This window comes from Methylobacterium sp. OAE515, from assembly GCF_041806315.1.
In the GTDB taxonomy this organism is placed as follows: domain Bacteria; phylum Pseudomonadota; class Alphaproteobacteria; order Rhizobiales; family Beijerinckiaceae; genus Methylobacterium; species Methylobacterium tardum.
This window is the reverse complement of sequence record NZ_JBGMUV010000001.1, coordinates 3,576,589-3,590,256: the sequence shown is the minus strand read 5'-3', so window position 1 is coordinate 3,590,256 and position 13,668 is coordinate 3,576,589. Positions and strand designations below refer to the sequence as shown.

Sequence of the window (13,668 nt, the reverse complement as noted above, 5' to 3'; positions counted from 1 at the left end):
GAGAGACGTTAGCAGTCGATTCAACTTGAGCGTCGCGGCCCCTCAGTAGACCTGGGCTTCCTCGCGCGCCCTGTCGGACGGGCCGTCCCGGCGATCCAGGCTCTTCTCCATCACCTTGGCCAGCCCGACCATGATCTGATCGATGGCGTAATCCTTCGGCGTGTAGACGGCGCGCACGCCCATGTTCTTCAGGACGAGCTCGTCCTCGGGCGAGATGATGCCGCCGACCACAACCGGGATGTGGTCGAGCCCCGCTTCCCGCATCTTGGCCCGGACCTCGCGCACCAGCGGCACGTGGGAGCCGGACAGGATCGACAGGCCGACCACGTGAGCGCCGGTCTCCTTCGCCTTCGCGACGATCTCGGCCGGGGTCTGGCGGATGCCGTCATAGGTGACGTCGAAGCCGACATCGCGGGCGCGGAGCGCGATCTGCTCGGCGCCGTTAGAATGCCCGTCGAGGCCGGGCTTGCCGACCACGAGCTTCGGCGTCTCGCCGAGCCGCTCGCCGAGGTCGGCGATCAGCAGCTTGGCCTCCTCGGCCGCGCCGGACGAGACCGTCTCCACGGTGACGCCGGTGGGGGCCCGGTACTCGCCGAACACCGCGCGCAGCCGCGCGCCCCACTCGCCGGTGGTGACGCCGGCCTTCGCGGCCTCGATCGACGGCGGCATGATGTTGGCGCCGGAGCGCGCCGCCTGTTCCAGGGCGTCGAGGGCCTGGCCCACGGCGTTCTCGTCGCGGCGACCGCGCCACTCGCGGATGCGGTTCTGCGCCTCCATCTCGACCGTCTCGGAGACGGAGAAGATCGCCCCCTCCCCGGCGGTCAGCGGCGAGGGCTCGCCCTGCTGCCACTTGTTGACGCCGACGACGATCTGCTCGCCGGCCTCGATCGCCGAGATCCGGCGCGCGTTCGACTCCACCAGCGCGCGCTTGAGCGCCCCGGTCTCGACCGCCGCGACCGCGCCGCCGATGCCGCCGATTCGCTCCAGCTCGGCCCGGGTCTCGACCTTCAGCGCCTCGACCTTGGCCTCGATCACGTGGCTGCCGTCGAAGATGTCGTCGTATTCCAGCAGATCGGTCTCGAAGGCGAGGATCTGCTGCATGCGCATCGACCATTGCTGGTCCCAGGGCCGCGGCAGGCCGAGCGCCTCGTTCCAGGCCGGCAGCTGCACCGCGCGGGCGCGGGCGCGCTTGGACAGCGTCACCGCCAGCATCTCGATCAGGATGCGGTGGACGTTGTTTTCCGGTTGCTGTTCCGTCAGCCCGAGGCTGTTGACCTGCACACCGTATCGAAAAATGCGCTTCTTCGGGTCGTCGATGCCGTAGCGTTCCTGGGCGATCTCGTCCCAGAGCTCGGAGAACGCCCGCATCTTGCAGATCTCGGTGACGAACCGCAGGCCCGCATTCACGAAGAACGAGATCCGGCCGAACACCTCCGGGAAGCTCGTGGCGTCGAAGTCCGGATCGTCGCGCACCGTGTCGAGCACCGCGATGGCGATGGCCAGCGCGTAGGACAGCTCTTGAACCGGCGTCGCTCCCGCCTCCTGCAGGTGGTAGGAGCAGACGTTCATCGGGTTCCACTTCGGCACGTTCTTGGTCGTGAACAGGATCACGTCCTTGGTGAGCCGGAGGGACGGCGCGGGCGGGAACACGTAGGTGCCGCGCGACAGGTATTCCTTGATGATGTCGTTCTGGGTCGTGCCCTGGAGCGCGGCGATCGGCGCGCCCTGCTCCTCGGCCACCGCCAGGTAGAGCCCCAGCAGCCACGGGGCCGTGGCGTTGATCGTCATCGAGGTGTTCATCTGGGCGAGCGGGATGTCCTGGAACAGGGTCCGCATGTCGCCGAGATGCGCGATCGAGACTCCGACCTTGCCGACCTCGCCGCGGGACAGCTCGTGGTCGGGGTCGTAGCCGGTCTGGGTCGGCAGATCGAAGGCGACCGACAGGCCGGTCTGGCCCTTGGCGAGGTTTCCGCGATAGAGCTTGTTCGACTCCGCGGCCGTCGAGTGCCCCGCATAGGTGCGGATGATCCAGGGCTTGTCGCGGCTAGACTTGTCGCTCTTGGTCTCCGCGACGCTTGCGGCCATCCCTTGCCTCCGTGTGATCTTTGTATCCGCGCGCGGGGCGCAGCCTTGCGGCCACCGTAGCGAAGGCCGGGCGGCCCGTCATCCGGGACAGAAGTGCAAGAGGGCCTCGCAACGCCCGGCCGGGCTTTAAAAAACTTGTCCGCCGGGACAGCCCGATTTGAGGCGTGTCGCGCGGCCGCATCGCCCACACGGAATTGTCAACTCTGATACACTTTGTGACGGCTCCAATCGAAAGCCTGCGCGTTGGGCCGCCAGCGATCGCATCGCGCGCAACACGGTTCGCGCCTGCGCCCGCCCGTCCTCAACGACAAGGAGCGACCGCGATGGCCGACCAGAGCCCGCGTCTCACGACCGCGTTCGGCAACCCGATCTCCGACAACCAGAACTCGCTCACCGCCGGCTCCCGCGGGCCGGTGCTGATGCAGGATTACCACCTCATCGAGAAGATGGCCCATTTCAATCGGGAGCGGATCCCGGAGCGGGTGGTGCACGCCAAGGGCTACGGCGCCTACGGGACGTTCCGGCTGACCAAGTCGCTCGCCGCGTACACCCGCGCCAAGGTCCTGACCGAGGTCGGCAAGGACGTGCCGATGGTCGCCCGCTTCTCGACGGTGGGCGGCGAGTCCGGCTCCGCCGACACCGTCCGCGACCCGCGCGGCTTCGCCCTCAAGTTCTACACCGACGAGGGCAACTGGGATCTTGTCGGCAACAACACGCCGATCTTCTTCGTGCGCGACGCGATCAAGTTCTCGGACTTCATCCGCACGCAGAAGCGCGATCCGCGCACGCATCTCAAGCCGCACTGGCGCCGGTGGGATTTCTGGGGCCTGTCGCCGGAGGCGATCCACCAGGTCATGATCCTGTACAGCGATCGCGGCACGCCGAAATCGGCGCGCTTCATGAACGGCTACGGCTCGCACACCTTCTCGCTCTGGAACGAGAAGGGTGAGCGCTCCTGGGTGAAGTTCCACTTCCACACCAAGCAGGGCATCCAGAACCTGTCCGCCGACGAGGCCGACGCGATCGCCGGCACGGACCCGGACTACTCGTCCGCCGACCTGTCCTCGGCGATCGAGGCCGGCGACTTCCCGAAATGGGCGGTGAAGGTCCAGATCATGCCCGAGCTGGACGCCGACACCTACCGCATCAACCCGTTCGACCTGACCAAGGTCTGGCCGCACGGCGACTACCCGCTGATCGAGATCGGCGAGATGGAGCTGAACCGGAACCCGGAGAACTACTTCGCGGAGATCGAGCAATCGGCCTTCGAGCCGTCGAACGTCGTGCCCGGCATCGGCTTCTCGCCGGACAAGATGCTTCAGAACCGCATCCTGTCGTACGCGGACGCCCACCGGTACCGGCTCGGGGTGAATTACCACCAGATCCCGGTGAACCAGGCCCGGAACGCCAGGGTCCAGACCTACCATCGCGACGGCGCGATGCGCACCGACGGCAACCACGGCGCGCAGGTCGATTATCAGCCGAACTCGTTCGGCGGGCCCGTCGAGGATCCGTCCTTCGCCGAGCCGCCGCTCCGGATCCGGGGCGACGCTGCCCGGTACGGCTGGCCCAACGACGACGCGGACCTCTACGGCCAGCCGCGGGACCTGTGGTCGAAGGTGCTCGACGAGGGCGCACGCCAGCGCCTGGTGAAGAACATCGTCACCTCGATGGGCGACTCGCCGCGTCATATCCAGGAGCGGATGATCGGCCACTGGTATAAAGTCCACCCAGACTTTGGGCGGGGCGTCGCGGAAGGTCTCGGGATCGAGACCGGCAAGGCGGCCGCCGAATAATACTTGGTCGTTCGAAAAGCCGAATTTGAATACGTGGGCGCCGGCCCTGTGCCGGCGCCTTTTTCATGCCGGAAACCATCGGCTTTCGACTTTCGACCCACTTGGAGGCCTCAAGCATCGCCGCTATAGCGCGAGGGAGAACCGCGGCCGTGAGCAACACGCGGGACGAGAGGAGAGCGAGATGGCGGCGAGCGCTGCGATCAGTCCGACGGGCGGAGAGGTCAAGGACCTCTACGAGATGGGTGAAATCCCGCCGCTGGGTCATGTGCCGGCCAAGATGTATGCCTGGGCGATCCGGCGCGAGCGGCACGGACCCCCGGAGCAGTCCCACCAGCTCGAGGTGCTGCCGGTCTGGGAGATCGGCGACGACGAGGTGCTGGTCTACGTCATGGCCGCGGGCGTGAACTACAACGGCGTCTGGGCCGGCCTCGGGGAGCCGATCTCGCCGTTCGACGTCCACAAGGGCGAGTACCATATCGCGGGCTCCGACGCCTCCGGCATCGTCTGGAAGGTCGGCTCCAAGGTGAAGCGCTGGAAGGTCGGCGACGAGGTCATCGTCCACTGCAATCGCGACGACGGCGACGACGAGGAGTGCAACGGCGGCGACCCGATGCTCTCGCCCTCGCAGCGCATCTGGGGCTACGAGACCGGGGACGGCTCCTTCGCGCAGTTCTGCCGGGTGCAGTCCCGCCAGCTGATGACGCGGCCCAAGCACCTCACCTGGGAGGAGGCGGCCTGCTACACGCTGACCCTCGCCACCGCCTACCGCATGCTGTTCGGCCACGCGCCGCACACGGTCAAGCCCGGCCAGAACGTGCTGATCTGGGGCGCCTCCGGCGGCCTCGGCGTGTTCGGCGTGCAGCTCTGCGCGGCCTCCGGCGCCAACGCGATCGCGGTGATCTCGGACGAGTCCAAGCGCGACTACGTCATGAGCCTCGGCGCCAAGGGCGTCATCAACCGCAAGGACTTCGACTGCTGGGGGCAGCTCCCGAAGGTCAACAGCCCCGAGTTCCACGCCTGGACCAAGGAGGCGCGGAAGTTCGGCAAGGCGATCTGGGACATCACCGGCAAGCAGGATGTCGACATCGTGTTCGAGCATCCCGGCGAGGCGACTTTCCCGGTCTCGGCGCTGGTGGTGAAGCGCGGCGGCATGGTGGTGTTCTGCGCCGGCACGACAGGCTTCAACATCACCTTCGACGCCCGCTACGTCTGGATGCGGCAGAAGCGCATCCAGGGTTCGCACTTCGCCCACCTCAAGCAGGCTTCGGCGGCGAACCAGTTCGTGCTCGACCAGCGGATCGACCCGTGCATGAGCGAGGTCTTCCCCTGGGACAAGATCCCCCAGGCCCACACCAAGATGTGGAAGAACCAGCACCCGCCGGGCAACATGGCCTGCCTCGTCAACGCGCCTCGCGCCGGCCTGCGCACGGTCGAGGACGTGATCGAGGCCGGTCCGCTCAAGCGGTAAGGCACCCCGTCGGGCCGGCCCCGCCGCTCTCGCGCGGGGCCGGCCCGATCGGCTAAGCTCCCGGCGTCCCGCGCCGACTCGGCGACCGGTTCGGTGTGCCGGGACGCGCGCGGATGACGGGCCCACGCGATCCTGACAGGACCCGGCCCCGATCCGAACAGGGGGCACGGATTTGAGCGGCGACGACGAGGCTTACGTTTACGACGAGGCGACGGGCGAATGGCGCCCGCCGGGGTCCGCGGCCGCGCCCCCCGAGACGATTGCCGTCCGCGACGCGGCCGGCAATGTCCTCGCCGACGGCGATGCGGTCACGCTGATCAAGGACCTCAAGGTCAAGGGCGCGAACCAGACCCTGAAGCAGGGCACGGTCATCCGTTCGATCCGGCTCACGGACGACCCGGAGGAGATCGACTGCCGCCACGACACCATCAAGGGCTTGGTGCTGCGCACCGAATTCGTGCGCAAGCGCTGAGCGGACGGCCGTGCCGGGACGATCGCCGTCTGTCGGTTATCGCCGGCGCGACTCGTCCTGCGGCAGATGGCGTCCGTAGACCTCCTCCTTGTCCGCGCGCTGCTGGATCAGGTCGGCATAGGCCTGCCGCATCTCCGGAGAGACGCTGATGCTCTTGCCCTTGGTGGGCTTGCGCTTGGGCGCCTTCTTGAAGGTGTTGTTCGAGTCGCTCATGCCGGGCTCCGCGTCGAACCGGGGCGGCCTCGCGTGGCCGGTCGACCGATCCGGCGATCCGGCCGCCGCCCAGGGCCGGACATCCGCCCTGTAGCGCATTGCCGCTCCGGGTGCACCGGGGCGGAGAGGCGGTTTGATCTGGCCTGCCGCTGCGGCCTCTGCCAGGATCGGGACGACGACGGTCGGGGGGCGGAGATGGATTCGGGTGACTCGTCGCGGTGTCGGCCTCTGGGCGCGTCGCGCGGCCGCTCCCGGTGCGGGGCATCGCTCGCGATCCTGATCGCCTTCGGCAGCCTGCCGGTTCAGGCTCAGGATCGGCCGGTGCCGGCCCGGGCCGCACCGAGGCCGGCGCCGGTGGCCGGGGCTCCGGCCGATCCCGCCTTCGAGGCCGCGAAGGTGACCTTCGAGGCGCTGCCGGAAGCCGAGCGCAAGGCGGTCCAGGACGCCCTGGTCTGGACCGGCGACTTCAACGCCGTGGTGTCGGGGGCTTTCGGGCGCCGGACCTTCGAGGCGCTCAACGCCTACGGCGCCCGGACCGGCGGGGCCGACCCCCTCGATCCGCGCGTCCGGGCGGCGCTGCTTGCCGCCGGCGCGGCGGCGCGGAATGCGGCGCGTTTCCGCGTCTCGGTCGATCCCGGCACCGGTGCCCTGATGGGGGTGCCCGAGCGCCTGCTGGCGAAGCGCGCCGCCCTGCCCTCCGGAACCCGGTGGCAGAGCCAGGACGGCCGCGTGACCCTGGAATCCCGCGTCTTCCCGCCGGGGACCGAGACCCTGGACACCCTGTTCGAGAAGGCCACCGCGCCGCTCCCCGGCCGCAAGGTGACCTACAAGCTGCGGCGGCCCGACGCCGTGGTGGTCACCGCCGAGACCGGGCCGGGATTGTCCTACATCCGCTATGCCTCCGGACCGGAGGGCGTGCGCGGCTTCCTGCTCGGCTACGACCGCGCTCTGGCGCCGGAGGTCGACCGGCTTGTCATCGCCGTGGCGAACGCCTTCGTGCCGTTTCCGGACCCCGCCGCGGCGCCGGCCGCTCAGATCCCGGCAGGCCCGGGATCGGCTCCGGCGACCCGCGCTGCCGGCAACCCGGCACCCCCGCCGCAGGCCGCGGCACCCCTGAAGCCGGCGAGCCTGTCGTCCGCTCCGGCGTCGGGCGCGGGTCTCACGGTGGCGCCGGGACGCGTGCTGACCGCCGCCGCGGTGCTGGAGGGCTGCGCCCAGCCCCGGGTCGGGTCGGCGCCGGCGCGGGTGCTCGCCACCGATCCCGCAGGCCTCGCCCTCCTCGAAATTCCCGGTGCTCCTGCCCCGCTCCAGCCTGCGATCCGGACCGATCCCGTCGGCACTGAGGAGAGCCTGATCGCCCTCGCGCCGGGCCCGGACGGGGTCCAGGCCGCGCCCGGCGAGGCGCGGGGCGGGGATGTGATCGCCGCCCTCCAGCCGGGATCCGGCGGTGCGCCGGTGCTCGACCGGTCGGGGGCCCTCGTCGGACTCGTCGCCCGCTATCCCGCGGCGCCGCGGCGGGTCGCCGGGGTGGTGCCGCCTGCGCGCCTGCCGCTGGTGCCGGCGCGGGCCGTCGCGGCCTTCCTGGCGGCCCAGGGCCTCTCCGCGGCGACGCCGCGCCGGGATGGTGGTCCCGGCGCGGTCGCGCCTGCCGTCGTGGCGATCACCTGCCGCTGAGCGGGCTTGCGTCGGCGAGCCGACGCCCATCCGCGCAAGATCGGGCTTACAGCCGGCCGGTGACCAGCAGCACGATCAGAACGATCAGCAGGATGCCGCCGAGGCCGAAGCCGGGACCGCGATACGCACCGCCGCCGAGGAAGCCGCCGCCGCCGAAGGCCAGGATGATCAGGATGATGAGCAGGATGGTGACGAGGGACATGGTCGGGCTCTCCGAACGGCTGCGCTGATGCGAGCGTGACCGTTCAAACGCTGCGACAATCCGTTCCGTTCAACGCCCAGCCAAGCTTTTGTGTGAAAAGTCCGGATGCGGCCGCCGGCCTCAAGCGTGCCAGTCCGGCAGCGCCTCCTCCGGCGCGTCGAGCCAGCTCGGCACCGGCAGGTTGCGCTCGGTGAGGAAGGCCGGATTGAACAGCTTGGAGGCGTAGCGCGCCGCCCCGTCGCAGAGGATCGTCACGATCGTGTGGCCGGGCCCGAGGTCCCGCGCCAGCCGGATCGCTCCGGCGACGTTGATGCCCGACGACCCGCCCAGCGACAGCCCCTCCTCCCGCATCAGGCCGAAGACGATGTCGAGGGCCTCGCGGTCCGGGATCCGGAAGGCGCGATCGGGGGTGAAGCCCTCGAGGTTGCGGGTGATCCGCCCCTGGCCGATGCCTTCGGTGATCGAGGAGCCCTCGGCCTTCAGCGTTCCGGTCGTGTAATGCGCGTAGAGGGCCGAGCCTTCCGGATCGGAGAGCGCGATCCGCACCTGCGAATTCCGGGCGCGCAGGGCCTCGGCGGTGCCGGCGAGCGTGCCGCCGGTTCCGGCCGCGCAGACGAAGCCGTCGACCCGGCCGCCGGTCTGCGCCCAGATCTCCGGGCCGGTACCCTCGATATGGGCCTGCCGGTTGGCGACGTTGTCGAACTGGTCGGCGAAGAAGGCGCCTGCCGGCTCCGTGGCGGCGAGCTTTTCCGCAAGGCGCCGAGCCACGTGGACGTAATTGTTCGGGTTGGCGAAGGGCACGGCCGGGACCTCCACCAGCCGGGCGCCCGCGAGCCGCAGGGTCTGCTTCTTCTCCTCGGACTGGGTGACCGGTATGACGATCAGCGTCCGGTAGCCGCGCACCGAGGCTACCAGGGCGAGGCCGATGCCGGTGTTGCCGGCGGTGCCCTCGACGATCGTGCCGCCCGGACGGATCAGGGCCTTCGCCTCCGCGTCCCGCACGATGGAGAGCGCGGCACGGTCCTTCACCGACAGCCCGGGATTCAGGAACTCGGCCTTGCCGTAGATGGTGCAGCCGGTCTCCTCGGAGGCGCGGCGCAGGCGGATCAGCGGCGTCTCGCCGATGGCGGTCAGCACGTCGGCGGCGGGTTCGCGACTCGGTACGGTCATGATCGGGAGCCTAGGATGCTGCGCTGCCGCTGGCGAGCCTCACCCGAACACGTGCCCGCCATTGATCCGCAGGCCGACCGGGTGCCCGGCGGCGTAGCGCACGCCGTCGAAATCCTCCACGGCCAGCACGCGCCCTTCGGCGTCGACCACCTCGATCCGCTGGCGCCCCTGGGTTCGGTACGAGCTGCGCACGGTGCCGGACAGGTGCGCGGATTCGGGCTCGGCGAGCTGCAGCTGCCAGGGCCGCACGTAGAGCTTCACCGGGCCGATGATCCCGGCCGGCGCGACGACCGGTGTCTCGCGGCCCCGCACCAGGACGCGCCCGCCCTCGGCGATCGCCTCCACCTCGACGGAATCGCCGAGGAACTTCATGACCGTGGCCGAGGCCGGGTTCTCCTGGACCTCGTCGGGGGTGCCGACCTGTTCCAGGCGGCCCCGGTCGAGCACGGCCACGCGATCCGACAGCTCCAGGGCCTCGTCCTGGTCGTGGGTCACGAAGATCGTGGTCTGGCCGGTGCGGTCGTGGATCTCGCGCAGCCAGCGGCGCAGGTCCTTGCGGACCTGGGCGTCCAGCGCCCCGAACGGCTCGTCGAGCAGCAGGACCCGCGGCTCGACCGCGAGCGCTCGGGCGAGCGCGACGCGCTGGCGCTGCCCGCCGGAGAGCTGCGACGGGTAGCGGTCGCCGAAGCCCGAGAGCCGGATCAGGTCGAGCAGGTCGCCGACCCGGCGCTTGATCTCGGCCTTGGCCGGCCGGTCGGCGCGGCGCCGCGCGTTCAGCCCGTAGGCGATGTTGTCGGCGACGCTCATGTGCTTGAACAGGGCGTAATGCTGGAACACGAAGCCCACCGCCCGCTCCTGCACGGGCAGGCCCGTGGCGTCGTCGCCCCCGAACAGGATCCGGCCCCGGTCCGGCGCGTCGAGCCCGGCGATGATCCGCAGCAGCGTCGTCTTGCCCGAGCCCGAGGGACCGAGCAGCCCGATCAGCTCGCCCGCCCGCACGTCCAGCGACAGGTCGTGCAGCACCGCCGCCGTGTCGAAGGTCTTCGAGACGTTCTCGACCCGGATCGCCGTGGAGACCCGGTCAGTGAGCCCGGCCGTGCGCGAGGTCGCCTGCGAAGCGCCATTCGAGGGCGGATTTGAGGACGAGGGTGATGAGGGCAAGGACGGCGAGGAGCGAAGCGACGGCGAATGCGGCGACGAAGTTGTACTCATTGTAGAGGATCTCCACGTGGAGTGGGATGGTGTTGGTCAGGCCGCGGATGTGGCCCGACACCACCGACACCGCTCCGAATTCGCCCATCGCCCGGGCATTGCAGAGGAGCACGCTGTAGAGCAGGCCCCAGCGGATATTGGGCAGCGTCACCGTCCGGAACGCGTGCAGGCCCGAGGCGCCCAGCGTCAGCGCCGCCTCCTCCTCGGCGGTGCCCTGCTCCTGCATCAGCGGGATCAGCTCGCGGGCGACGAACGGGAAGGTCACGAACACCGTCGCCAGCACGATCCCCGGCAGCGCGAACAGGATCTGGATGCCGTGATCGACGAGCCAGGAGCCGAACAGGCCCTGGGACCCGAACAGCAGCACGTAGATCATCCCCGAGACCACCGGCGAGACCGAGAACGGCAGGTCGATCAAGGTGATCAGCAGCGACTTGCCGGGGAACTCGAACTTGGCGATGGCCCAGGAGGCGGCGAGCCCGAACACCACGTTGAACGGCACCGCGATCGCCGCCACCGTCAGGGTCAGGCGGATCGCGCTCCACGCATCGGGCTCCCGGAAGGCGTCCAGGAATGCGTCGATCCCCTTCGAGAAAGCCTGGATGAACACCGCGAACAGCGGCAGCACCAGGAACAGGGCCAGGAATGCCACCGCGATCCCGATCAGGACCGCGCGGACGCCGGCGCCCTCGGAGGCGGCCGGGGCCGGCTTGGCGGCGGACACGAAGGCGGGCGAGAAGATCTCAGACATAGCCGAACCGCCTCCGTGACCAGGCCTGGAGCAGGTTGATGGCGAGCAGCGTCAGGAACGAGATCCCGAGCATGATCGTGGCGATCGCCGCGGCGCCGCCGTAGTCGAACTCGGAGAGCTTGATGACGATCAGGAGCGGCGCGATCTCCGACACGTAAGGAAGGTTGCCGGCGATGAAGATGATCGAGCCGTACTCGCCGACGCCCCGGGCGAAGGCGAGGGCGAAGCCGGTGAGCACCGCCGGGATCAGCGGCGGCAGCACGACCCGGGTGAGCGTCCCGAACCGCGTCGCCCCGAGGGTGGCGGAGGCCTCCTCGATCTCCTTGTCGATCTCGGCGATCAGCGGCTGCACGGTCCGCACCGCGAAGGGCAGGCCGATGAACACCATGGCGATGAAGATGCCGACCGGCGTGTAGGCCGCCTGGATGCCGAGGCGCGCGAGCGGCGCGCCGAGCAGCCCGTCCGGGGCGTAGAGCGAGGCGAGCGCGATGCCGGCGACCGCGGTCGGCAGGGCGAAGGGCAGGTCCACCGCCGCGTCGACGAGCTTGCGACCCGGGAAGCGGTAGCGCGTCAGCACCCAGGCCACGAGAAACCCGAACACGGAGGCGACGAGCGCCGCGATGGCGGAGACGCCGAAGCTGATCCGCAGGGCGCTCGCCACCCGCGGATCGGTGGCGACGTCCCAGATCCCGGAGAGACCGAGCCCCGAGGCCTTCACCACCAAGCCGGCGAGTGGCAGGAGGACGATCAGGCCGAGGCAGGTCAGCGTGTAGCCGAAGCTGATCCCGAAGCCCGGGATCACGCTCGGCCGTCGGAAGGTCCAACGGGGGCGGGGCGTCTCGACCATGGTCTCAAGCCTCAGCGGCCAGCCCGGCTCAAACGGTCGAACAGGCCACCGGCGTCGAAGTTCCGCTTCTGGATCTCGTCCCAGGAACCCTGCAGATCCTCGATCTTGAACAGCTTGATATCGGGGAGCTGGGCGAGGTCGGCCGGCGCCGCGGCCTCACGCTTGATCGGCCGGTAATGGTGCTTGGCGAAGATCGCCTGCGCCCGGTCGGTGTACAGGAAGTCAAGATAGGCCTGCGCGGCCTTCGTCGTCCCCTTGCGCTCGGCGTTGACCGCCACGAGGGCGACCGGCGGCTCGGCGTAGATCGAGCTCGGCGGCGAGACGATGTCGAACTTGTCGGCACCGAATTCCTGAAGCACGAGGTAGGCCTCGTTCTCCCAGGTCGGGAGCACGTCGCCGAGGCCGCGCTGCGCGAAGGTCACCGTGGAGCCGCGGGCACCGGTGTCGAGCACCGGCACGTTCTTGTAAACCTGCCCGACAAAGGCGTCGGCCGCGTCAGCCTTCTTGTCCTGATTGTAGGCGTAGCCCCAGGCGGCGAGGAAGTTCCAGCGCCCGCCCGCCGAGGTCTTCGGATTCGGGGTGATCACCTTCACGTCCGGCTTGATCAGGTCGGCCCAGTCCTTGATGCCCTTCGGATTGCCCTTGCGGACGAGGAACACCACGGTGGAGGTGTAGGGCGTCGCCGTGTTCGGCAGCTTGCTGCGCCAGTCATCCGGGATCTTGTGGGTGAGCTTGGCGATGGCATCGATGTCGGACGGGATGCCGAGGGTGACCACATCGGCGTCGACGCCGTCGATCACCGTGCGCGCCTGCGCGCCCGAGCCGCCATGCGACGCCCGCACCGTGATGGCCTCGCCGGTCTTCGCCTTCCACTGCTCCGCGAAGGCGGCGTTGATGTCCCGATAGAGCTCGCGGGTCGGATCGTACGAGACGTTCAGGAGAGCCGTCTCCGCCGCGGCCGGCAGCGCGCAGGTCCATAGGCCGGCTCCGGCCAGCAGCGATAGCCCGATCGCCCGGGCGACCCAGCCCTGGCCTGAAGCGTTCTTCATCTCGTCCGATCCCCAGCCGTTCGCGGATGCGTCGCAGGGGCCCGCGCCCCAGGTGCCGGAAATTCGTTCTTTTTATCGAACGAAGTCAAGCTCGACGCGTGAGGCCACGCGAGTTCATGCCTGGAGCAGGATCGTCGGATTCGCCGAGAACGCAAGACCGATCAGGGATGTAGCTGCCCAGATGGCATGGATCTTCTCCCGGACCAACTCCACGGGGAAGAAACTTTACGCCTCGCAGGGTTTGGCGAAACGAACGATCTGGCGTGCGCCATCACACATGAATAAGTGTCTGGCGGTGTCCGGTCCGAACGTGCGCGGTGCGCACCGTGTCGGTCCATCGGCGCCCGTCGGTGTCGGGCGTCGCGTCGCTCATGTGCCCGAGCACAGGATCGCGCTGGGCCGTGGCGCCGGTTCAGCGCTTCGGCTTGCTGAGTTGGGCCACCAAGTCTTCGAGGCGCTGGTTGGCCGGCGCTGCGAGGGTGTCGGCATAGAGGGTGCGCAGGTTCTGGCCGAGATGGCGGCGCACGCCTGCTGTCAGGGTCGCGACGGCGGAACTCGGCGCCGTCTCGCCAGGACGCTCCGGAAGCGGTTTCGACATGATCCGGAAACCCTCGCGTCTGCTCCCGGCCAGAATGGCCACGCTTGGTTAAGGAGGTGTCACTGCGCGCGACGCAGGGCTGGCATGCCATGGTCAGGCGCGGCCGGCGTCGCAGGTCGGAACTGGCCGCG

Annotated in this window: 13 protein-coding genes; 4 read left to right on the top strand and 9 right to left on the bottom strand. The window is 69.5% G+C overall.

From position 1 onward, the window contains the following. Window positions 1–42: 42 nt before the first annotated feature. Window positions 43–2,085: a protein meaA gene (locus ABIE45_RS17560; RefSeq protein WP_192710045.1), complete on the bottom strand. Its 2,043-nt coding sequence runs from the start codon at window positions 2,083–2,085 to the stop codon at window positions 43–45. A gap of 323 nt (window positions 2,086–2,408) precedes the next feature. Here ABIE45_RS17560 and ABIE45_RS17555 point away from each other — a divergent pair, with 323 nt between their 5' ends. The 3 genes from ABIE45_RS17555 (at window position 2,409) to ABIE45_RS17545 (ending at window position 5,821) form a co-directional block, all read left to right on the top strand. Further along, window positions 2,409–3,881 carry a catalase gene (locus ABIE45_RS17555; protein ID WP_192710044.1) on the top strand — a complete coding sequence of 491 codons (1,473 nt, stop codon included), beginning with the start codon at window positions 2,409–2,411 and terminating at the stop codon, window positions 3,879–3,881. A 181-nt stretch (window positions 3,882–4,062) separates the two neighbouring features. Further along, window positions 4,063–5,349: a crotonyl-CoA carboxylase/reductase gene (ccrA, locus tag ABIE45_RS17550; protein ID WP_192710043.1), complete on the top strand. Its 1,287-nt coding sequence runs from the start codon at window positions 4,063–4,065 to the stop codon at window positions 5,347–5,349. 172 nt (window positions 5,350–5,521) lie between these two features. Then, entirely contained in the window at window positions 5,522–5,821 is a 300-nt protein-coding gene (locus ABIE45_RS17545; protein WP_192710042.1) for an alkylphosphonate utilization protein, read from the top strand. A 36-nt stretch (window positions 5,822–5,857) separates the two neighbouring features. Here ABIE45_RS17545 and ABIE45_RS17540 read toward each other — a convergent pair whose 3' ends face one another. After that, window positions 5,858–6,034 carry a hypothetical protein gene (locus ABIE45_RS17540; protein WP_192710041.1) on the bottom strand — a complete coding sequence of 59 codons (177 nt, stop codon included), beginning with the start codon at window positions 6,032–6,034 and terminating at the stop codon, window positions 5,858–5,860. A gap of 195 nt (window positions 6,035–6,229) precedes the next feature. Between ABIE45_RS17540 and ABIE45_RS17535 the strand changes: the two genes are divergently transcribed. Beyond that, a complete protein-coding gene (locus ABIE45_RS17535; protein WP_192710040.1) occupies window positions 6,230–7,708 on the top strand; it encodes a serine protease in 1,479 nt (492 codons plus the stop codon). Between the two features lie 46 nt (window positions 7,709–7,754). On the opposite strand, the gene ABIE45_RS17530 is transcribed toward ABIE45_RS17535, so the two are convergent. The 7 genes from ABIE45_RS17530 to ABIE45_RS17500 form a co-directional block, all read right to left on the bottom strand. Next, window positions 7,755–7,910 carry a hypothetical protein gene (locus ABIE45_RS17530; RefSeq protein WP_007563230.1) on the bottom strand — a complete coding sequence of 52 codons (156 nt, stop codon included), beginning with the start codon at window positions 7,908–7,910 and terminating at the stop codon, window positions 7,755–7,757. Between the two features lie 120 nt (window positions 7,911–8,030). Next, window positions 8,031–9,080 (bottom strand): cysteine synthase A, encoded by a 1,050-nt coding sequence (locus tag ABIE45_RS17525; protein WP_192710039.1) that lies wholly within the window; start codon window positions 9,078–9,080, stop codon window positions 8,031–8,033. 39 nt (window positions 9,081–9,119) lie between these two features. After that, window positions 9,120–10,103: a sulfate/molybdate ABC transporter ATP-binding protein gene (locus tag ABIE45_RS17520; protein ID WP_373622890.1), complete on the bottom strand. Its 984-nt coding sequence runs from the start codon at window positions 10,101–10,103 to the stop codon at window positions 9,120–9,122. Between the two features lie 58 nt (window positions 10,104–10,161). Beyond that, the gene (cysW, locus tag ABIE45_RS17515) at window positions 10,162–11,043 is read right to left on the bottom strand and encodes a sulfate ABC transporter permease subunit CysW (protein WP_210331937.1); all 882 of its coding nucleotides are present in this window, start codon (window positions 11,041–11,043) and stop codon (window positions 10,162–10,164) included. Continuing rightward, window positions 11,036–11,890 (bottom strand): sulfate ABC transporter permease subunit CysT, encoded by an 855-nt coding sequence (gene cysT / locus ABIE45_RS17510; protein ID WP_192710038.1) that lies wholly within the window; start codon window positions 11,888–11,890, stop codon window positions 11,036–11,038. Before cysT ends, cysW begins: the two co-directional genes overlap by 8 nt. Before the next feature lie 11 nt (window positions 11,891–11,901). Continuing rightward, entirely contained in the window at window positions 11,902–12,939 is a 1,038-nt protein-coding gene (locus tag ABIE45_RS17505) for a sulfate ABC transporter substrate-binding protein (RefSeq protein WP_192710037.1), read from the bottom strand. A gap of 412 nt (window positions 12,940–13,351) precedes the next feature. Next, window positions 13,352–13,537, bottom strand: coding sequence for a hypothetical protein (locus ABIE45_RS17500; RefSeq protein WP_192710036.1), 186 nt, complete (start codon window positions 13,535–13,537; stop codon window positions 13,352–13,354). Window positions 13,538–13,668: the final 131 nt, after the last annotated feature.